The sequence below is a fragment of the Paenibacillus pedocola genome, assembly GCF_031599675.1.
GTDB classification, from domain to species: Bacteria; Bacillota; Bacilli; order Paenibacillales; family Paenibacillaceae; genus Paenibacillus_AQ; species Paenibacillus_AQ pedocola.
This window is the reverse complement of the sequence record NZ_CP134223.1, coordinates 2,254,274-2,274,799: the sequence shown is the minus strand read 5'-3', so window position 1 is coordinate 2,274,799 and position 20,526 is coordinate 2,254,274. Positions and strand designations below refer to the sequence as shown.

The window sequence follows — 20,526 nt, the reverse complement described above, 5'->3', positions numbered from 1 at the left end:
TGAACTAATGACCAATTAATGGCCGGCATGCGGGTTCCCGCCTGACGCAGGGGAAATCTCAAGCATATCATCAATTTCACTCTGTGCAGCAGCAGAAACTGCGCCGTTCCCGCCGGTTATCCAGGCATGATTATAGGGCCCTTCAGCAGGTGACTTCTGAAACTTCGGTTGAACGTTCATCAGATAGTCCATCACGGAATTCGGCAGCCCATCCTTTTCTGTGAAAATCAGCGGAGCGTGTTTGCCCAGATGACTAAAAGGAGCAGCAGCGATAGCGAGCATCGTTGAATCTGTCGTCAGGAATGAAAAGTTATGTCCAGGCGTAGTGATTCCCCAGCCAAAATCGTTGGTAGTGTCTTTATAATGGGCAAAAGCGATCGCATTCTCATATGGATTGTCGCCAGCTATCCGGGTTACCGAACCATAAGCTGTTAATCCTTCTTCAACTTTACTGGAGATCACCGAATCTGGACCAAGGACATAGATGACCGCCTTGCCTTCGCGCTTATTCAGGGCTTCCACTGTAGCAGCAGGAATCTCGTCCTTCTTCACGTATAGTAGAGGCTCCGGCATGTGGGCGATCCAATTTACAGCAGGTAATGTATATTCAGGACTATCCATGGACCCAACAATGACGGCCTGTGGAAGCCCACCCGCAGCTTTTGCATAATAGGCATCAATGGCCTGTGCTATAGCCGCCGGCTCGTCCCCTTCTATCTTATCGGTCTTCATATCCAAGGTGTTCAATTGCTCTTCAACGCTTGACGTTACCGGCCCAACAATAACAATCTGAATGTTATCATTCCCTTCAGCACCCAGCGGTTTAAGCCGCTTAAGCTCCTCTAATGTCACAGAAGGAACACTCTCTTTATCAAAAAAGAGGACTGGCCCGTTGCTGGGATGATGAATCAAATCCGTGCTTGCCGCAGCAATCTGCCAGTTGTTCACATCGGTCAGAACCACACTTGAGGGCCTATTATTATCTGTCTCTGCTGTCCACAGGGTGCGGGAGACCAGAACAGCTGCCTGAACGGGATCAGACGTATTAATCCGAGTAGTATTTTTAGTGCCAACCCATGGTTCTGTAACCGGAGTCCCCTTGGTTTCATTGACTGCAGCATCAGTGTCTTTATTGCCAGCCTGACATCCGGATAAAGCCGCACTTAATATCAACGCTATTGTACCAATCATTAATACCTTTTTCATCCTCTTACCTCCAATTTGGATTGTCTCTTTTTTAACCATACTTTACTTGAAAAGTGTGTGGAAACGATGAAGACAAGCGAGTTCTTTTTATGCCCCCATTGGGCTATAATTATAGTTAAATAAGCTTATGGGGTGTACAGATGAACGAAGACAGGTATGACAATGTGGATGGATTGATGGGTGCTTTCCAGCAATTCTCCCGGCTCAATTGGCAAAAAACGACAATGTTCGGTCTGAAGCCAAGTGAGATCCGGGTACTGATCACGATCCGCATGAGCAAAAAAAGAACCGGGAAGGATACGCTGACCGTCTCGGAGATCAGCCAGCTGCTGCGGGTGACCTCTCCGACCATTACGCAAATGGTCAACAGCCTGCTCAGCCAAGGGTTTGTAGTGCGTACCAGCCACACTCAAGACCGGAGAATCAGTGTCATCCAGCTGACGGAGAAGGGCGAACTGTTCGCCGATAAAGCGGTCGCAAAGATCCGTGACACGTTCAAAGGGATGATTGATTATTTAGGTGAGGAAAAAAGTGAACTGCTGATTGAACTGCTGAACGGCGTCCATGCCTACTTTGAGCAGCTTAACGATCAGCCTGATTCCTTATAATCTGCATAAAAAAAGCACCAAAACCCAGGCTTGCAAGCCTGGGTTTTGGTGCTTTTTTGCACATTCTTCTATTGCTGATCCGGCCGGTCCGGCAGCTGCAGCAGATAGCTGTTAGACAGATTCAGCAGACGCTGAACAGCCGTAAACTGTGCTTCTGTAGAGCCGCCTGGCAGACTCGTATTATCCAGCAGATTGTAGTTAGTCCCGTCAGCATAAGCATCACCGGTTACGTATATGCTCTTATCGTTAATGAAGGAGCCGGTCGGCAGGAAATGTCTGACTGGCAGCAGGTTACTCTGCTGATTGAACAGATCTTGCCCAAAATGCAGCTGATTCTGTACCGGCACGCCAAGCAGATTGGCAACGGTCGGCAGGATGTCTACCTGTCCGCCCGTCTGGCCCATTACGGCAGGCAGTGCGGCACCCGGCGAATGGACGATAAACGGAATGTTGAACATATCCGTGTAGCCATAGTCATGGCCGACCAGTTCATTGATCAGGTCCTTTTCACTGCTGCCCAGGGTATACATGGGCACGCCCTGGTGGTCACCGTAGAATACGACAAGACTGTCATCCCATAATCCGCTTGTCTTCAGCTCCTCCAGAAATTGCCCCATGGCATAATCCGCATAATTCTGGGCAAGGATATAATCACCAAGCAGTGTGCCTTCGTAACTTTCAGGAAGCGTCATTTTGTATTTTTCCTCTGGAATCCGGTAAGGATGGTGGGCGCTCATCGAAATGACCATCGCATAAAACGGCTTCTCCCCGGCATCCATTTTGGCAAGCTGTGGAACGGTCTTCGCGAACAATACCTCATCCGAAGAACCGAAAGCAATATGGTCATCATCCCCATAGAATGCCTGATCATAATACTTGTCAAAACCGATAGCTTTATATAAGTCTCTGCGGTTCCAGAACTCCACACTGTTGGTATGGAACGTAGCCGTATCATAACCATTCGCGCTCATAAGCTTCGGCAGACTCGGGACCGCTTTTTTCATATAGTCCGAAGAGGTCGCCGGTTCATTCTTAGGCACATAAAAAGATGTATTCACCACAAACTCGGCATCCGAGGTCGTACCCTGCCCCGCATTCGTATAGAAATTGTTGAAGTACGTATTTTCTTTGACCAGCTTATTCAGATTCGGTGTAATTTCCTGCCCGTCAATGGTCAGCCCGATCAGGAAGTTCTGGAAGGATTCCATCTGCACCACAATCAGATTCTTGCCCTTGTCGGCTCCGAAATAAAGCGGCGCAGCAGGTTCCGTGATTCCTTTGGTCTCATTAACGGCCTGCTGGGTAATCTCTTTGCTGTCGATCAGTGCCTCGTCCTCTGTGGTATCGGCAAAAAGAGTATACAGCTCGTAATTGAGAATCCCCATGCTTTCCGCTTTTTTAATCTCGTTCATGCTTGCATGATTGGGCCAGATATTAAAGAGGCAGAGTCCGATCGAAACGGCGGTAATGACGAGAAGCGCCGGCCGGCTCATGCGGATCGCACCTCTCTCCTTCCATTTAGCAATGTATTTCGGGCGGAACATAAAGAACAGGAAGAATACAATATCGACAAAAATGAACAAATAATAAGGCGTAATCAGTGAATACGTGCTTTCCCCCACCTTGGTGACTTTATCTGCCTGCTGCAGCGCATGATAGGTAGCAATAACGCCGTAATACTTGTAATACATCAGCACGGCAAAATAAATAACTGTAATCAGTAGATTCGCAATCATGTAATACAATATCTTTCGTTTCGATGCCAGCCATTCGATCAGGCTGAACACGATAATGAAGAATGGAATTTCCGTAAACACCATACTCCAGTTAGGACCATCACTGAATACGACAAACCAGGCCACTGCGCTTTTGATAAGCAGCACAAGGCTGAATAGAATAATCGGTCTATTTAACAGAGTTGTAAACGCGGATTTTTTGTTCATTACTGACCCCACCCTTTACTTCCATTCTTATATGCATTGAATAAGCTCCCGGTACTTCTCCTTCGCCAAAATTCGCTAATTTCAGAAAGGCCGTCATCTCTTTTCAAGAATATGCAGCTTCATGTTGTACCGGCACAATCCCATATTATACGCTCTATTCTGGATTTGGAGAAGATCTGATCCGGTAGCGGATCACTCTTTTTTTCAGCATGCAGATGACTACTACGTCAAGGAAACCGGCAAAGGTCCGCTTAATAAAAGCATTTTTGGAGCTGCCGTGTTTTCTCTTACGGTGTGTGACGGACACTTCAATCACGGAGAATCCATTCATAATGGCCAGCGTCGGCAAATACCTGTGCATGCCGTTGTACAGATGGAAGCTGTCTGCCACCTCCCGCCTCATCAGCTTCAGCGGTGATATAAAATCACGGATATGCTCTCCGGTAAGCCAGTTGCGGATCATGCTCCGGACCTGTGCGGGGAGCTTGTAAAGTAAAGATTTCCCGGCGTTCATCCGCTTCCCGTTCACGAAATCCACCCTGCCGATAAACGGCATCAGCCTGAAAATATCACGAGGGTCACTTCTCAGGTCCGCATCCATCAGGGCAATCAATTCCCCGCCGGATTGCTTAAGCCCCGCGGAGACAGCTGCTGTCTGCCCGCAATGCTTCTCAAAATGGATCACCTTTACCGCCCTGTCAGTTCTGGCCAGCTCATCAAGGATCCCGGCACTCCGGTCCCTGCTGCCATCATCCACAAGTACAATTTCGTAGCTGTCCACCTTGTCCTTAACCGCATCCGTTATGCTCCGATGGAGCTCTAATAGATTGTCTTCTTCATTATAAACGGGAACGACGACAGACAATTTAATCAACGGCTTCACCTCTGTACCAAGTATTTATATTCAAGCTGCCCTCTAAAGGTTACAGGCAGCAAGAAAAAACGGCTTAGCCGTCCTGTACCGAAGACGGGTTCCGTTTCTGACCTCTGCCGGACATTTAACTGTACTACTGCATTAAATCACAAAATAGATAGGTAATCAACCTAATCTTATCATGCAAAAAAAGGCTGCCGCAGGGATTCCTGCACCAGCCCTATTCTTTTAGGGGAAAGCCTACTCCGCGTTATCGTACAGCCCGATCAATTCATCGAAGGCATTGATAATAACGTCAGAGCCTTTCAGTTCGTCCTGCCGGCCGAAGCCGGCATAAGCGCAGCCGATCACCGTCTGCCCGTTGCCCTTGCCGGCTTCTACATCGGATGAACGGTCGCCGACCATCCAGGCACTGCCGACACCATTCTCTTTCAGTAAAAGTCCCAGCAGCTCCGTCTTGGTTGCCGTCCCTTGGCCGCCAGCGCTGTACAGTCCGTCGAACAGCTCTTTCAGCTCATGAACTACCACAATGCTGTGGATGTAATCCGCCAGTCCGTTACTGGCAACGAACAGCCGGACTCCCCGTTCATGAAGAGCACGGAGGGTCTCAACTACATGAGGATAAAGCAGGGTGCCCCCGGCTTCCAGCCCTTCGATCTCCAGCTGCAGCAACAGCTCATCCGCCCGCCGGTGCACAGCTTCATCAGCTTCCGGCATAACATTCTTCCAGATTTGCGCAAGCAGCATGCCGAGGCTGCCCAGAATACGTTCCTCCGGCGGCGTAGGGCCGGAATACAGCCCTTCCTCCCGCAGAATATCAAACATTTTATGGTATGCAGGTAATAACAGGCTTTCCGTCTGGAACAGGGTTCCATCCATATCAAATACAATCGCTTCCGGTTTCTTAAGTTTCAGCTGCTGTTCTTCATAGCTCATATGGTGAATCATCCCTTCTAAGTTGTTCCGCTTCTTCGTTCCACGCCTTAATGATATAGAAAACAGCATACATTGTCTATGAACCCAAGTTGGGCATTGCTTCACCCCCAAAGCCGTGTATGGAGCTGAGGCTGGTCCGGTACGATGTCAGATTCTCAGGCCCATATTCGCAAACAGGAAAAACGGCAGTCGCTAAGCCCTATGCTTCGGGGATCTGCCGTCTTTGTTTTATGCTGTGGCAATGAAAAAGGACCGGGTGCACACACTGTAAAAGTGCTGCGTTCCTGGTCCCTGCTGTACTAAATTAACTATGAAGTTTAGAACAAGAATTATACCTGGTCAAAGCTTGCGATCAGTTCGTCCAACACATCTTTGCTGACCATTTTACCCTTGAAGTTAATCAGGTTCTCAGCGCTGCCGGAGAAAATGCAAGTAGGCTCATATTTTCTCAGGATAATCTTTTCTCCGTCGACGAAAATTTCAAGCGGGTCTTTTATGTCAATTCCCATTGTTCTGCGCAGCTCAATCGGAATTACGATCCGTCCCAGTTCATCCACTTTTCTTACAATACCTGTTGCTTTCATCATTATGCATCCTCCCTTGAATAAACACTTTATATAATCATTTGTGTTAAAAGCTTTCAATGCTTCTAAATAGTAGTAATGATTACGCTATATCTGCATTTTAAAGTGCTATTTCTTCCCTGTCAAATTTATTTCTACATCTTTTGATGTATATCGACAAATTATTCGACAAAGTTTAGAGTTATTTCGACAAAATAATCATGTACTAAACTTTTTTAGGCAATTTCTATTTTTATTGGCTGTGTTTCCTTTTGTATATACCTTTGTGGGCTTAAAAAGTTCTGCACAGCAAAAAACACCCTCCGCTGCACTGGATAACTGCTCCAGTTCACGAAGGGTGACGCTATACATCCGGTTCTTTAGACCCTGACGCAATAATTATGCATGGATCTCAAATAATCTGGCTGTCTTCCCGGCAGGAATGGACACTGTCAGACTGCCCCCGCTCTTGTCCCAGCTCCACTCCGAGCTATGCTGCTTAGGGTATGCACAGCTTACTTCGGCATCCAGCCCTGCCAGCTCGGGAAGCGGAAGGGTGATTCCGCTCACTTCACCGCCAATCCTCCATACGGCCAGGTAACGGGTATTGCCGTGCCGCAGGCCGAAGCTGACCCACTGGCCACTGCTGTCGGGCAGGCCCAGCGGCCAGAACGGCACAGCCTGCGGAATATGGGCGCGGATGGATTTGTAATAATCCAGCGCTTCCTTCACGAGCTGCCTGCGCCGCGGCTCAAGCCCGGCCAGATGCCCGCTCTGATGTACGCGAAGCAGCAGCGCATTAACCATATTGAAGATGACCTCTTCGTCATCGCCTTCGCGCAGCGGATAGGACCACACCGCGGATTGCTCCGGTGTCAGCGCCAGCGGTGAACCGGCGGCAATGGCCGCATACTGCACATAGTCCTCCTGGTCACTCGTGGACTGGATGCTGTGCCGGCTGAGCATTGCATAGTCCATGCGCATCCCGCCGCTGGAGCAGTTCTCGATCACGAGGTTCGGGTAACGTACAAAAATACGGTCCAGCCAGGCCAGATACGCCCGGTTATGCTGCAGCAGCCCGTCGCCGAAGCTGTCTGCGTCCGTTTCCGTACCGATGCCCGCATTGATGTTATAATCCATCTTGATGTATCCGACACCATACTGTTCCACCAGGCGTGCAATTACCCCGTCGGCATGCTCAATCACCTTCGGACTGCGGTAATCCAGCTGATAACGGCTGCGGTCCTTGACCCGCTTGCCATGGCGCATGAAGAACCAGCTGTCATCGGTTTCCGCCAGCTTCGGACTGTTGATCCCCATGACTTCCAGCTCCAGCCACAGGCCGGGGATCATTCCTTTGCTCCGGATGTAATCCAGCACATATTTGATGCCCTCCGGGAAACGCTCTCGGGAAGGCTCCCACTCGCCTACGCCATCCCACCATTCGCCGGGTGCATACCAGCCGGCATCAATGCAGAAATATTCGCAGCCGACATCTGCGGCGGCATCGATTAGCGGCAGCAGCTTCTCTGTCGTCGGACTTCCCCACAGACAGTTCATATAGTCATTGAAAATAATCCGCAGCAGCTCATTGTCTTCATTAGGTCTGCGGATGATCCGGCGGTAAGCGGTCAGCTGTGCGGCAGCAGCCTCAATCCCGCCTTGAACAGAACCGGCGGCTACCGGTACCGAAGTGAATTCTCCGCCGGGTGCAAGCTTCAGCCACCAGTGGTTGTCATGCTCCGTCGGTCCGCTGACCAGCAGCGTCAGCTGATCATACTGGTCGGTCAGTTCCCAGTGCCAGGAGCCGTTATGCTCGATTTGCCAGAACAGACTGCTTCCGCTCTCCTTGTTATGAAGCACAGCCATCGGCAGCAGTTCGGCCGCCGACCAGGAGCCTGTGTTGCTGGCAGCAATCCGCTTGGAACCGCGGTCGGCCAAATGCGACATCCCCAGCTCCGGCAGCCGGTAGGTCCGCCATTGCAGCTCACTTTGCCACCCGCTGTGCGCCAGCGTCACTTCAATTTTATCCCCCCGGTCAGCGCTTCCTTCTTTGTCTACCCCGGTAAGGGCAAAGGAAGAGACATATTCCACTGCAATCTCTTCCTTTCCCTCATTCTTCAGTTCCGTCCAGGAACGCACGATCTGTACACCCTGATAGAACTGAAAATGCTGTACTGCCTTAATTGCAGTCAGCGGATCAAGCAGCGTTAACTCCAGCTTGCGCCCCAGCGCATTCACCGTGTCACTGTGCCCGTTATAGATCATCCGCAGTCCGGGATACGACGCGCGGTGCGTCCGGCCGTGATATTCGGCGCGGTCCTCACCGGACAGCTGCAGCTCCAGCAGCCGGAACCCCGGTTTATTCTTTTCCGCGATCACTCCTGCCTCAAGCGGTGTCGCCCCGAAATGCAGCAGCCGGACATCCAGTTCCTTCGTAATCTCAATCGTAAGATAAAGTCCGTTTTCAGTAATCTCAATCAGCCTGCTAGTCATATCCCGTATAGCCTCCTGACAAAAGTTGGTGTCACTCTTATATAAGTTTAACCTTAGATTTACCTAACCGGCATTGTGCGCAGACTACAGAGAATGTTTGAACTTCCTGCCGCTGCCCGCCTGCAGATTTCTTGATATTGTACCGCTGTTCGCGGTGGAAATCCGCAGACAAAGGCGGGCGCTTCGCTCCTACAGTTCTAAAATCCCCTTCCGCCACTTCTTCCTAATAGTTGTCTAAAGTTCATTCTATCAAAGTAAATTTAGTAACTCAAAATGGTATGCTCTCTGAAACATTTTGCATCCTCAGTAAAGGGAGACGTAGAAAAACAGTGTAAAATCCGGAAATTGCCGTAACTTATGAGAGCGTTCTACACTTACCATGAGAATGCCCGCTTACGGGGGCGCATTCAATTCTGGCTTTTGGACTTGAAAATATAATGAACTATCAACCTAAAAAAGGTACAAGTAACGAAGGGGAGGTTTGGAATTGGAGGAGCGAATGCGTCCGCCTTTAGGTTTAGATTTCTACTGCGACCAGCAGTTATAATCAGGAAATCCAAACCTAACAGCGGCCGGAAATCCAAACGCTCTCCGCAGTTACGACTATTACCCATACTTAATATCATACAGTTCATACTATTTCCCATACACAAAAGACGGCCCCGCCGGTAAAAGAATCTTACCTTCGGGACCGTCCGGATCAAATGAGCTATGTTTTATTCTGCGGAGCCGAATTGGATCCAGGCTTTTTGAATTTCGTCGATCGCCTGGTCCTTAGTTTTGCTGCCGCCGATATAGGCCTGCATCAATTCACCGAATTTCTGGTGGAAGGTATCCAGAGAGTAGTTGACCGAGAGGTCGCCGGATTTCTCTGTTTTCAGGATTTCTTCCATTTCCTTAGGCATTTGCAGGTCAGGCATTGGCGCATCTTTGATTGGCGGAATTACTTTGGCTACAGTGGAGAACCAGCTCTTACCGTAGTCGGAGGTGTACAGCCAGTTGAAGAATTCAATCGTTTCAGCAGCTACTGCGGAATCTTTGTTGATGCGCAGCGCCTGGTCAGCACCGGTAATGATTTGTGACTGCTCAGCCTTGTCGCTGACAGGGTAGCCGGCGATACCAAGGTCGAAGTCAGGGGTGATTTTCTTGATGGCTTCTTCATCCCATGCGCCTTTACCGGTCATGAAAGCTGCTTTGCCCAGGGCAAAGTCGCTGACTTCGGCGTTGCTGTCACGTTCCAGAGGTTTGTCTGTTCCGTGTTTAACCGTTGTGTCGATGAAGTTGAAGAAGTTATCGTACAACACCGGATGATCCTTGAAGGTGGTATCTCCGGCAATGAATTTAGCTACAAGTGATTTTGCATCCGTTCCGGCATCTGTCGCTGCTGCATCCACGAAGTGCTGGAAGATATGCTTCCATACCCACCACTCTTTGTAGGCATTGGCGAATGGTGTGATGCCTTTAGCTTCCAGCTTGGTGATTGCATCATCCAGTTCAGCCGTTGTCTTCGGAACTTCAGTGATACCCGCATCGGCCAGCAGCTTTTTGTTGTACATCAGCACGAACAGATTGCCTTTAACCGGCAGACCCAGCACTTTACCGTCAGAGGAGCTCATATTGGAGCGGACTGCATCGGTCATTGCTGCTGCAAGCGGTTCGTTAGTCAGATCAGCACTATATTCAGCAAAAGTATCGATATCTCCGCCGGCTGTAGTCTGGAATACATCAGGTGTGCTGCCTGCGGCAATTTTTGATTTCAGTACCGTATTATAGTCAGCCTGCATAATTTCCAGGTTAATGGTTACATTCGGCTTCACTTTTTTGTATTCAGCGATGTAAGCATTGAAAGCATCCGTGTACTCAGGAGATGCGGTAAACATATTAATCGTTACAGGCTTGGACGAATCTGTAGCAGCAGCGTTATCCCCGCCGTTTGTTCCGGCCGTATTATTAGCGGCATTATTGTTGCCCCCTCCGCAGCCGGCCAGCAATCCTCCGGCGAGCAGCAGACTAGCAGATACAGCCATAAATCTTTTTAACATGGTGTTGCCCCCTTTTCCTCATACATCTTGTGGTCTTGCCCATATTCTAAATAAAAAGAAAAAGGATAAGAATGTACATAAGTGAACTTCTGAGGGTAAAAAAGTGGGCTAATGTAACCGTTTCACTTTTCTACCTCCGAGGATTGAGTCCGGAATTCAGAAGGCGAACAATCGTAATAATTGCGGAATGCCTTGCTGAAATAGTTCTTGTCCTTATAGCCCAGCATTTCTGAAATATCCTGAATTTTGAGCGCAGGGTCGGACAGCAGATCCTTGGCTTTGTCCATTCTCACCTTTTGCACATACTCATGAATGCCGACTCCGTATTTACCCTTAAACAGCTTCATCAAGTATTCTCTGCTCAGGAAATATTTATCCGTGAACATCGATATTTTAATATTCTCAAAATAATGATTATCGATGTATGCTTTAATATTTTCCAGCACCCCGCCGCGGTTTCCGGCCAGCGATCTGCTGATTTCTCCGGTGTAGACATCCAGAACCTCATTCATAACACCTTCAAACTGTGCAAAAGATACAAAGTCGCCGCTGATGCCAAGTCCGCCCAGCCCCTTATCCTTGCCGCTGCGGAGCAGCGGTGGAACCACGTCCATCTCCCCGGCGATATCGCCAAGCAGAATAAGGAACTCGCGGATCGTGCGGTCGGCATCCCCCAGGCTGAAATGAGCCGAGGACTGCCACTTTTGGGTGAACTCATTCAGGATGCTCTTCGCGTGTGCACTGTTGCCGCTCTCCAGAATGTTGCGGATCTGCGGCATCCGGCCTGTCAGTGAAGGACCGTCCTTGGCCTCCAGTGCGGATGCTGCGCTTCCCGTGACGACGATATTTCCTTTCAGCTGCAGCAGATCAATGTCATCGAGTGCGGTTTTCGCGGTCTCATAGGATTGCGCCAGATCCAGGCAATCGCTGTACGTAGCACCGATCCCGCCGGCACAGGCAATGCCGAACAGCTCCTTCAGGGTCGAAGCAGCCTTCTTCAGATGATGCATGGATTGGAATGCCGCATCTCCCTCATAGCTGCCCTTCATCGTAAAAATGGCGATAAATTCACGCTCATTCTTCGGGCTGGCAAAGCTAAACGCCTCAAACTGGCCGCCGCTGTTCTCGTTAATGACATTAGTTACGGCAAAATGCATCAGATCGCGGTCCTCATGGAACCGCTCGCGGCGCACCTGCTCCAGATTAAGCAGCCGCAGAACCCCTGCGGTAAAATGGTTGCCGGAAGCATCTGCGCCGATAAGCGGCAGAAAGGCTTCGTTCGACTGGTTCTTGAAGCTGCGCTCAATGATCGACAGATACATTTTCTCTTTCAGCTTCGGCAGCGACATGTTGAGCGTGATGTTCTTAGTAATGAACTCGCTCTGCTTCTGGCGTTTTGCTTCAAGCACATCGATTGCTTTTCGCAGCGCAGTGTTGAGATCTGTGCGGTTTACCGGCTTCAGCAAATAATCCACCACTTTGGAGCGGATAGCCTGCCTGGTGTATTCGAAATCATTGTAACCGCTGATTACAATCAGCAGCAGATCGGGAAATTCGCGTTCAGCGATTTGCAGCAGCTGGCTGCCGTTCAGCTCAGGCATCTTCATATCCACAAGTGCCAGATCTATTTTATGCTCACGAAGCATTGCCAGTCCGACATTCCCGTCCGTGGCTTCCAGCACCTCGCTGACCCCTAAGCCCGTCCAGTCCCCCAGAATATTGATCGCTTCGCGCAGCGGTTCTTCATCATCAATAATCAGTACTTTATACATGTTGTCCAAGGCCTCCCCGCGGTAATCGCATATCCATTGTTGTACCATTCCCGTCACTTGTAATCACCAGGCCCGCTTCTTCTCCATACAGAAGTTTCAGGCGTGTGTTTAAATTTTTCAGCCCGATGCTTTCATGCCCGCCATCCTCAGCAGTATCTCCGCCAAGCTCCTCCCACTGGATCTGCAGCGAGCTCAGCACCTCTTCCAGACGCTCCGCGCTGATTCCCGGCCCGTTGTCCACAACCGAAATAACACTGTAAGCCGGTGTAATATGCGCCTCAATCCGGATCGTAATTGTGCTGGATACTTTCTCAAGCGCATGCTTAATGCAGTTCTCTACCAGCGTCTGAATCGACAGCTTAGGAATCCGCAGCTCCTTCAGGCTCTCCTCCCAGTCATACACCACTTGCATCCGGGTGCCGAAACGGGCTTTCTGCAGCGCCAGATAACGCTCAATATGCCGTAGCTCCTCACTTGCCTGGACCACATCCCGGCCGCTGATGCAGTACCTGAGTGTGAGAGCCAGGTTGTCGACCATCTCGACAATGTCATCATTATTGTTTTTCAGCGCCTTGGTGGAAATCGCTTGCAGGGCATTATATAAGAAATGCGGGTTAATTTCCGCCTCAAGTGCTTTGAGCACTGCGTTTTTTTCAACGATTTTCATTTTATAGCGTTCATTGATCAGCTCATTCGTCTTCTCAACCATTTTATTAAAATGCCGGGACAGGTAGGCTATTTCATCATTGCCTTCTACCCTGGCTTCGGCATCGAAGCTGCCTGTACTGAACCTTTTCATCTGCAGAGACAGATTTTTCAGCGGGCTTGTGATCCGGTTGGAGATGAAGCTTACCAGAATGACCGAGGCAATCAGAAAGAGCAGCCCGATCAAATAATTGAGCTTGCGGGTTGTTGTCGCCGCTTCGTAAATCTCTTTATAGGGAATCGGCTTGATCAGCTTCCAGCCCTCTTTTTTGTTGATGTCATAAATGACGAGGTACTTCTCCTCTTCATCAGACCAGGTGAGCTGTCCGCCCTTTGCCGGGCTCAGCTGCTGCAGCAGCCCGCTTGCGGCGCTTTTCGCAAAGAAATCCTCGTCATCGACCACAAACGGCTCATCATCCGGGCTGACATACATCAGATGCTCCCCTTCCGAAAAGGGAACGTCCTTCATAATCTCATCCGTCACGCTTGAATTGAAGTATAGAGACAATACTGCCTGCGGCTCACGGGAAGCTATGGAGCGCAGCAGCCGGTGATAGCCCATGAAGCTGGTATCCGTATTGACCGGATAATCGCCTTTCTCCACGTTATCTGTTACAAACGACTGGTACGAGCGGTTATTCGGGCTTTGCAGCGCACGCTTGTACCAGGTCAGATTCTCGATCGGCGGATGTTCAGCGACCCGGACGGTAATATTATAGTTCTCTTTGGTGACATAATAATATTTGTGCTCCTTGATGACATAGAGGTAAATCGCCTCCAGGTCGCCCCGTGAAAAATACAGGTTCTTCAGATAATTCTCCACATACATCTTGGAGGCATAGTCCTCCGATTCGTGGAGAATAGCATAGGCGATTTCGTCATAGGAAATTTGCGGCAGGGATAACTGCTCTATGCCATCAAGGTAGCTTTCCAGGTTCCGGCCCACCAGCAGCAGGTTGTTGCTCGTGCTCGCTATGCTGCTGTTCACGGATTCCTTACGCAGCATGCCATAGGAAATGAACGTCAGTGAGGTTACCACGAGGATAATAATAATGGAGAACAGCAGGATCAGTTTGTTGGCCAGACGGCGCGAAACCCGCTCTATCAGCGGCTCGAACAGCTTTTGCAGGGTTGTTTTTATGATAATCGCAGCCTCCTCCGCTTGCATTTTGTGTCCGCTTACAGTTCACCTTTTTACCCCTAACTGTACTCTTAAATCCATTTCTGAGTATACGGTGCTGCTCTATAATACACAATATAGACTAACCGGAATGGTTAAGTGTGGCAAGCGGGGTCAATACTCCCACCCTATAAATCCAGAAGAGGTGCAACCATGTTAAAATCACTCGGCAGAAAATGGCGCGAGAAAACGGAATTCGGGCTCTTCACCCTCCCCGTTCTCATCTGTATCGCTGTAGCCTTCTACGTCCCGTTTATCATGACCATCCGCTATTCGATGACCAAATGGAACGGAATTTCCAAACATCCTAAGTTTGTGGGCTTGGACAATTTCAAGCAGATTTTTACCGGGGATACCAATTTCTCTGATTCCGCCTGGTTCACAATTAAATATGCGGTACTCTATATCATTATCGTCAATGTGCTGGCTATTCTGCTCGCCGTGCTGCTTGATATGAAGCTGAAATCCACCTCCTGGCTAAGAGCGGCATTCTTCATTCCTTATATTCTCAGCTTGGTTATTGTCGGCTTCATCTGGAAATTCATCTTCATGCAAGGCTTCAACTCACTTGGTGACAGCACCGGCTGGTCCATCTTCGGACTAAGCTGGCTGGGAACGCCGGGACTGGCCTTCATCTCTATATTAGGTGTATCCATCTGGCAATCCATCGGGTTCTATCTCGTTATCTATATTGCAGGACTGCAGTCGGTGCCGGAAGACCTCAAGGAAGCCGCTACGGTGGACGGAGCCGGACCGCTCAGACGTTTCTTCAGCATTACCCTGCCGCTGCTTGCACCGTCAATCACCATTTCAGTATTCATGGCGCTGACCAACTCCATCAAGGTATTCGACGTAATTCTGTCACTGACCGGCGGCGGTCCCGGAGGAACTACCTACAGTATCGCCTACGATATTTACCGTGACACATTCCAGAACAATCTGTACGGCTACGGTACGGCAAAAGCGCTCATTCTGTTCATCGCAGTGCTGATCGTGACGGTCATTCAGCTTACGTTCTTCAAACGAAGAGAGGTTGAGGCATAATGAAAACAAACAATAAATCAGGAAAAATAATTCTAGAGGTCGTTCTCGTCCTCCTCTCCCTTCTGTTCCTGTATCCGCTGTTTCTGACCATCATCAACTCGTTCAAAAGCTTCAGCGAGGTGATGACCGATGTTATTGCTCTGCCTAAGCATATTACCTTTGCCAACTACTCTTATGTATGGGAATTTATTAACTATCCGCGGCTGTTCCTGAACAACTTCATCATCACGGCACTGGGTCTGCTGGGGATCGTATTCGTCTCCTCTATCGCAGCTTACAAACTGGCGCGGACCAAGACCAGATGGAGCGGGGTTATCTATTTCCTCTGTATTATGCCGATGCTGATTCCGTTCCAGTCCATCATGCTTACTGTACTGCAGACAGCCAAGAACCTGAACCTGTCTGAGAGCACATGGGGTCTGGGACTGCTCTACTGGGGCTTCGGCGCTCCGCTCGCGGTGTTTATCTACCACGGCTTTGTCAAAGGGATTCCGCTGGAAATCGATGAAAGCGCCACGATCGACGGGGCTTCCGGCTTCCGCCTGTTCTTCAGCGTGATCTTCCCGCTGCTGAAATCGGTGACGACCACCATCATTATCATTGACGTGATGTGGATCTGGAATGACTTCCTGCTCCCGCTGCTCATGGTCAATGGCTCACCGGACACGAAGACGCTGACACTCGCTGCCTATACGTTCGTAGGCCAATACACCTCGGACTGGCAATATGCGATGACGGCCATGGTTATGGCGGTACTGCCATCTATCGTCGTGTTCATCTTCCTGCAAAAATATATCGTCAAAGGCGTTGTCGCCGGTGCGGTCAAGGGCTGATTAATTCATGTAGGACAACGAAAACAAAAAAGTGCCTTACAGCTTAAAAAAGCTGTTGAGGCACTTTTTTATTGATAAATGTAGTTTTTATAGCCAGCAACAATTGGGAGTTTGTTACAGTTTTCAAGAATCGCACAGCGCGTAAGCATCACAGCTTCTCGCTGACCGCGCCGTCTGCCGCAATCTTCGCATTGAACGACAGCTGGTTCATCAGCCTGATCGTTTCTTTATTGTAGGCTGCACCCATGAAATTCGGCTGTCCGCCGATGATCTTCACCGGTCTAATCCGGCTCGAAATGCCGGACTTGCTGATGGTGAAGTCAGCCAGCATTGACAGCAGAGTCTTCTCTCCGCCGCGTGTGGAACGGTTGAACACAAAGTTACCCAGTGAATAGTAGATCGGTTTGTGCTTGTAATACTCGATCCCCATCAGGCAGTGGCTATGCGCGCCCAGGATAATATCCGCACCGCTGTCGATCATCTGCTTCGCAAGCGTCCGGGCGTATGGCTCCGGATAATCCTTAAACTCCTCATTCCAATGAAGATACACAATCGTATAATCATTATCCTTGGCGGACTTCCTGATGGCTCCCAGCAGCGGCTCTGCCGTATAGGCTGAAGCAGCTCCCGGACTGGTCTTCCCGGCATACCACGAAGGTCCAGACAGTACACGGCTTGCCCCCAGAATGGCGACCCGCTTACCTTTGACCGTCTTGACATACGGCTTGAATGCCTGGTCAATATTGCTGCCCGCACCTGTATGGCCTATCTTGTATCTGTCCAGATGGGTCAGCGTATCGAGCATCGCTAGCTGCCCATAATCAAGGATGTGATTGTTCGCAAGCGAAACACCGTCAATTCCGGCAAACTTAAGTCCGCCGAGCGCTGCAGGCTTAGAGCGGAAGGTAAAGGTCTTCTCCACCGCCTTTCCCCTTACTGAGACAGGGGTTTCCAGATTGGCAAAAGCAATATCTGCCTTCTGCAGGGCAGGAGCGACTTTGGCAAAAGGAAAGTTGACTCCATATCTGGTGATCTGTTCGCCCACGAATCCGTCCAGCAGAATATCGCCGGCAAAGGTGAGCGTAATGTTGTCAGCCTCCTGCGCCTGTGACGTCCCGCCATATACGCCGGGCGCAGGAATAAGCAGTAATAACAGAATGGTAAGCATAGCAAATCTGCGCAATTCTTTAGACCCCTTTTATTTGATATGTTATCTACTATACTGGAAAAGGATGGTTGTCTAAAGAGTATAAAGTCCTGCTAGATTTGCGCTTTTTTCAATACGGCCCGGAAACAGTTTAGTCCGCCCCCGATATCCGTACGCAGCGCGTCTTCCGGCAGATTGAAGTCCGTCTCCCCCCAATACTGAAATCCCGCCTGAAGCAGCAAATCGTTCATAACTGCCAGATTAACCGTCGGATAGTCAAACGTCAGCACCAGGAGCCCTTCTCCGTTCAGCGTTCTGTGAAACTCCCGCACGGCCAGGGCAGTATCCTCCACCGATAAATGCTCAATTACGGAGATGCAAAAAATAGTATCGAAGCTTTCATCCGCGTAGGGCAGGTTCGTGAGATCCGCTTGCGTCAGGTGCAGATTCGCAGTGCTTCTGGCCAAGACCTGCCTGGCTGATTCGATGCCGATATCGTCAGCGATATCCTGAATAACCGCCTCCTGCGACAAAATCCGGGCATCGATATCGCAGGCGTAGACCTCGGAGCTATATTCTGCCAGATAAAATTTTAGCGGATGGGAAATACCGCAGCCGGCATCAAGCACCACATCATGGGGCGAGATAAAGTTTGTACACCATTCGTATTCATAAGGCCGGCTCCACCAGGATTCCGGCAAATCATAAATCAGCTTTTCTCGGCGGGCATCGGCATTCACAAAGAAACGGGAGACATACGGATGTGTCGGCATGGCCAGGACTCCTTTTAGAGGAAATTCGGTAGTGAGAGTATATTCAGAAATCCCCGAATCATGCCATTACCTTACACAGCCGGGCCTTTTTAACAAAGGCGGTGATTTATTAAGGGTTGCAGCCAATTTATTTGCATATAAAAACGGACTCCCAGTTGGGAGCCCGCTGCTAAATTCTGATAGGATTCGTAGTAAGAGTTACTGCATCTCTCTTACACGTAATAACTGAGCAATTTGGCATCAACGCCGTGTCTGCTGATCAGAGTATCCAGCATTTTGTTCCAATCCGTATCCACGGTGCAACGCTGCGGATGGTCTTCAAACCATTCAACCGACCGTCTGACTCCTTCCGCGAACGGTACGGCAGCCGAGAACTCCGGCACAAGCCGTTTGATCTTGCTGTTGTCGAACACACTGCTCACCGCCTGGTCACCAATCAGTCCATCAGCTGTTCCCGCGGGGGTATACGCTGCAATGAAGTCCGTGGAGATATGCACCACCTTGGGTTCTCTATCTGCGGCCACTCCAATGGCCGCATAAATCTGATTCCAGTTCAGCGACTCATCGGAAGTGATGTGGACCGCTTCACCGATCGTTTCAGGATTCCCCAGAAGGCCGACAAAGCCCTTGGCAAAATCCGTATTATGGGTTAGGGTCCAGAGTGATGTGCCATCACCATGAATCACAATAGGCTGCCCTTTGCGGATGCGTTCCACCAGCGACCATGGATGCGCCCAGCTGGTCAATGCAGCCGGAATCGCCGTAACTCCATAGGTATGCGAAGGACGGACAATCGTAACCGGGAAACCGCTGGTACGGTGCACTTCCAGCAGCAGCTCCTCACAGGCGATTTTATCACGCGAATACTGCCAGTACGGATTAACCAGCGGGGTCTCTTCGGTGATCAGATAATTCTTCTGCGGCTTTTGATATGCAGAAGCCGAGCTGATAAAGATATACTGTTTCGTTTTTCCGGCGAACAGCTCGATATCCGACTGCACATGCTCCGGCGTAAAGGCGATCCAGTCCACCACGACGTCAAATTCATAACCCTTTAGTGCCCCAGCAGCCCCCGCCGCATCGCGGATATCACCCTGAATCACTTCCGCCCCTTCTGGTACGAATTCATTCCGTTCCCCACGGTTGAACAGATACAGCTCAATTCCTCGTTCGACTGCCAGCTTAGATACGGCCTCACTAATTAATCCTGTGCCTCCGATAAAAAGTACCTTCATCTGTATCTGCTCCTCTCTCTAAATAAATCTGTTAGCCGATAATTTCGGCAATACGCGACAATACTTCTTCCGTCAGTTCCACGCCTGAAGCCTTAACGTTCTCCTCCACCTGCTCCGGCCGGCTGGCCCCGACCAGCGCACTTGCTACGTTAGGCTGTCGCAGAATCCAGGCCAGGGCCAGATTGCCCACGGAAATGTCCAGCTCTGCAGCTATTTTGCCCAGCTCATGCACCTTGGCTATTTTCTCTTCCGTAACCCCTTTGCGCATCCAGTCCAGCTTCGCAGCACGGCTGTCCGCAGGGATATCCGCTGCAGAGCTGTATTTGCCGGTCAGGAGCCCCTGGGCCAGCGGAGAGAATACGACTTGTCCAATCCCTTTGCGTTCGCCGAGCGGGATAATCTCCTTCTCAATGTACCGCTCAAACATATTATAAATCGGCTGGTTGACCACAATATGATCCAGCAGATAACGATCGGCAACCGCCAGCGCTTCAGTCATTTGTGCAGCCGTCCATTCACTTACCCCCACGTAGAGCACCTTGCCCTGACGGACCAGATCATCCAGTGTCCGCAGTGTCTCCTCGATCGGTGTCTCCGGGTCATAGCGGTGACAGTACATAATATCCACATACTCTGCGCCAAGCCGCTTCAGGCTGGCATGACACTGCTCCGTGATATGCTTGCGTGACAGACCGCGGTCATTCGGCCCGTCTCCCATAACACCATACACCTTGGTGGCCAGAACATAAGATTCGCGGGGAAATCCGCGCAGCGTCTCGCCCAGGACCTTCTCGGCCGCGCCTTTTTCGTATACATTCGCTGTATCAAAAAAATTAACACCTAATCCGTAAGCGGTTTCAATGGCTTTAACAGCATTCTCTCTTTCGACATATCCGCCATACGTTAACCAGCTTCCCAGACTGATCTCACTGACCTTCAGCCCTGTTCCGCCCAATCTGCGATACTTCATTCCACACTTCTCCTCTCAGGTATCCTCTATATGCGGCCCTTCTTAGAGCCGGCGGCTCCATGCAATGTATATTCTAGAACAGTTTGCCGTTAATTTCTATCCGTTTGGATAAAATAGATTGGATATGATATGTTTAACTCACCTATATTTTCCATTAGGAGAAGAATAAAAACTGCCTATGAGCTGACATAAACATTCA

16 protein-coding genes are annotated in these 20,526 nt (G+C 49.9%); 3 read left to right on the top strand and 13 right to left on the bottom strand.

Features of this window, described 5'->3' with window-relative positions:
- Window positions 1-15: 15 nt before the first annotated feature.
- Complete coding sequence (locus QU597_RS09625) at window positions 16-1,206, bottom strand: cell wall-binding repeat-containing protein (RefSeq protein WP_310832439.1); 1,191 nt, start codon at window positions 1,204-1,206, stop codon at window positions 16-18.
- Window positions 1,207-1,346: 140 nt separating this feature from the next.
- Here QU597_RS09625 and QU597_RS09620 point away from each other — a divergent pair, with 140 nt between their 5' ends.
- Complete coding sequence (locus QU597_RS09620) at window positions 1,347-1,814, top strand: MarR family winged helix-turn-helix transcriptional regulator (protein WP_310832438.1); 468 nt, start codon at window positions 1,347-1,349, stop codon at window positions 1,812-1,814.
- Between the two features lie 68 nt (window positions 1,815-1,882).
- On the opposite strand, the gene QU597_RS09615 is transcribed toward QU597_RS09620, so the two are convergent.
- The 8 genes from QU597_RS09615 to QU597_RS09580 form a co-directional block, all read right to left on the bottom strand.
- A complete protein-coding gene (locus tag QU597_RS09615) occupies window positions 1,883-3,757 on the bottom strand; it encodes an LTA synthase family protein (RefSeq protein WP_310832437.1) in 1,875 nt (624 codons plus the stop codon).
- 154 nt (window positions 3,758-3,911) lie between these two features.
- The gene (locus QU597_RS09610; protein ID WP_310832436.1) at window positions 3,912-4,631 is read right to left on the bottom strand and encodes a glycosyltransferase family 2 protein; all 720 of its coding nucleotides are present in this window, start codon (window positions 4,629-4,631) and stop codon (window positions 3,912-3,914) included.
- Window positions 4,632-4,871: 240 nt separating this feature from the next.
- The gene (locus QU597_RS09605) at window positions 4,872-5,567 is read right to left on the bottom strand and encodes an HAD family hydrolase (RefSeq protein ID WP_310832435.1); all 696 of its coding nucleotides are present in this window, start codon (window positions 5,565-5,567) and stop codon (window positions 4,872-4,874) included.
- Between the two features lie 329 nt (window positions 5,568-5,896).
- Window positions 5,897-6,154, bottom strand: a complete 258-nt coding sequence (locus QU597_RS09600; RefSeq protein ID WP_054939792.1) for an AbrB/MazE/SpoVT family DNA-binding domain-containing protein — start codon at window positions 6,152-6,154, stop codon at window positions 5,897-5,899.
- A gap of 375 nt (window positions 6,155-6,529) precedes the next feature.
- Window positions 6,530-8,626 (bottom strand): glycoside hydrolase family 36 protein, encoded by a 2,097-nt coding sequence (locus tag QU597_RS09595; protein WP_310832434.1) that lies wholly within the window; start codon window positions 8,624-8,626, stop codon window positions 6,530-6,532.
- Between the two features lie 716 nt (window positions 8,627-9,342).
- Complete coding sequence (locus tag QU597_RS09590) at window positions 9,343-10,668, bottom strand: ABC transporter substrate-binding protein (RefSeq protein ID WP_236333562.1); 1,326 nt, start codon at window positions 10,666-10,668, stop codon at window positions 9,343-9,345.
- A 122-nt stretch (window positions 10,669-10,790) separates the two neighbouring features.
- The gene (locus QU597_RS09585; RefSeq protein ID WP_310832433.1) at window positions 10,791-12,440 is read right to left on the bottom strand and encodes a response regulator transcription factor; all 1,650 of its coding nucleotides are present in this window, start codon (window positions 12,438-12,440) and stop codon (window positions 10,791-10,793) included.
- Window positions 12,433-14,313 (bottom strand): cache domain-containing sensor histidine kinase, encoded by a 1,881-nt coding sequence (locus QU597_RS09580; RefSeq protein ID WP_310832432.1) that lies wholly within the window; start codon window positions 14,311-14,313, stop codon window positions 12,433-12,435. Before QU597_RS09580 ends, QU597_RS09585 begins: the two co-directional genes overlap by 8 nt.
- 165 nt (window positions 14,314-14,478) lie before the next feature.
- On the opposite strand from QU597_RS09580, the gene QU597_RS09575 reads away from it, so the two are divergent.
- Window positions 14,479-15,369, top strand: a complete 891-nt coding sequence (locus QU597_RS09575; protein WP_054939788.1) for a carbohydrate ABC transporter permease — start codon at window positions 14,479-14,481, stop codon at window positions 15,367-15,369.
- Complete coding sequence (locus tag QU597_RS09570; RefSeq protein ID WP_054939787.1) at window positions 15,369-16,202, top strand: carbohydrate ABC transporter permease; 834 nt, start codon at window positions 15,369-15,371, stop codon at window positions 16,200-16,202. Before QU597_RS09575 ends, QU597_RS09570 begins: the two co-directional genes overlap by 1 nt.
- 148 nt (window positions 16,203-16,350) lie before the next feature.
- On the opposite strand, the gene QU597_RS09565 is transcribed toward QU597_RS09570, so the two are convergent.
- From QU597_RS09565 to QU597_RS09550, 4 genes are all read right to left on the bottom strand, one after another.
- Entirely contained in the window at window positions 16,351-17,385 is a 1,035-nt protein-coding gene (locus QU597_RS09565; protein WP_310832431.1) for a CapA family protein, read from the bottom strand.
- A 77-nt stretch (window positions 17,386-17,462) separates the two neighbouring features.
- Window positions 17,463-18,122: a class I SAM-dependent methyltransferase gene (locus QU597_RS09560; protein WP_310832430.1), complete on the bottom strand. Its 660-nt coding sequence runs from the start codon at window positions 18,120-18,122 to the stop codon at window positions 17,463-17,465.
- A 212-nt stretch (window positions 18,123-18,334) separates the two neighbouring features.
- On the bottom strand, window positions 18,335-19,357 hold the full coding sequence (locus QU597_RS09555) for an SDR family oxidoreductase (RefSeq protein WP_310832429.1): 1,023 nt from the start codon (window positions 19,355-19,357) through the stop codon (window positions 18,335-18,337).
- 31 nt (window positions 19,358-19,388) lie between these two features.
- Window positions 19,389-20,327 (bottom strand): aldo/keto reductase family protein, encoded by a 939-nt coding sequence (locus QU597_RS09550; RefSeq protein ID WP_310832428.1) that lies wholly within the window; start codon window positions 20,325-20,327, stop codon window positions 19,389-19,391.
- Between the last annotated feature and the right edge of the window lie 199 nt (window positions 20,328-20,526).

Excerpts from the sequence above, each read along its gene's own strand:
- QU597_RS09625 (WP_310832439.1), bottom strand. The coding sequence starts at position 1,206 with ATGAAAAAGGTATTAATGATTGGTACAATAGCGTTGATATTAAGTGCG.
- QU597_RS09585 (WP_310832433.1), bottom strand. The coding sequence starts at position 12,440 with ATGTATAAAGTACTGATTATTGATGATGAAGAACCGCTGCGCGAAGCG.
- QU597_RS09575 (WP_054939788.1), top strand. The coding sequence starts at position 14,479 with ATGTTAAAATCACTCGGCAGAAAATGGCGCGAGAAAACGGAATTCGGG.
- QU597_RS09580 (WP_310832432.1), bottom strand. The coding sequence starts at position 14,313 with ATGCAAGCGGAGGAGGCTGCGATTATCATAAAAACAACCCTGCAAAAG.
- QU597_RS09570 (WP_054939787.1), top strand. The coding sequence starts at position 15,369 with ATGAAAACAAACAATAAATCAGGAAAAATAATTCTAGAGGTCGTTCTC.
- QU597_RS09550 (WP_310832428.1), bottom strand. The coding sequence starts at position 20,327 with ATGAAGTATCGCAGATTGGGCGGAACAGGGCTGAAGGTCAGTGAGATC.
- QU597_RS09605 (WP_310832435.1), bottom strand. The coding sequence starts at position 5,567 with ATGAGCTATGAAGAACAGCAGCTGAAACTTAAGAAACCGGAAGCGATT.
- QU597_RS09615 (WP_310832437.1), bottom strand. The coding sequence starts at position 3,757 with ATGAACAAAAAATCCGCGTTTACAACTCTGTTAAATAGACCGATTATT.
- QU597_RS09620 (WP_310832438.1), top strand. The coding sequence starts at position 1,347 with ATGAACGAAGACAGGTATGACAATGTGGATGGATTGATGGGTGCTTTC.
- QU597_RS09555 (WP_310832429.1), bottom strand. The coding sequence starts at position 19,357 with ATGAAGGTACTTTTTATCGGAGGCACAGGATTAATTAGTGAGGCCGTA.
- QU597_RS09600 (WP_054939792.1), bottom strand. The coding sequence starts at position 6,154 with ATGATGAAAGCAACAGGTATTGTAAGAAAAGTGGATGAACTGGGACGG.
- QU597_RS09560 (WP_310832430.1), bottom strand. The coding sequence starts at position 18,122 with ATGCCGACACATCCGTATGTCTCCCGTTTCTTTGTGAATGCCGATGCC.
- QU597_RS09595 (WP_310832434.1), bottom strand. The coding sequence starts at position 8,626 with ATGACTAGCAGGCTGATTGAGATTACTGAAAACGGACTTTATCTTACG.
- QU597_RS09590 (WP_236333562.1), bottom strand. The coding sequence starts at position 10,668 with ATGTTAAAAAGATTTATGGCTGTATCTGCTAGTCTGCTGCTCGCCGGA.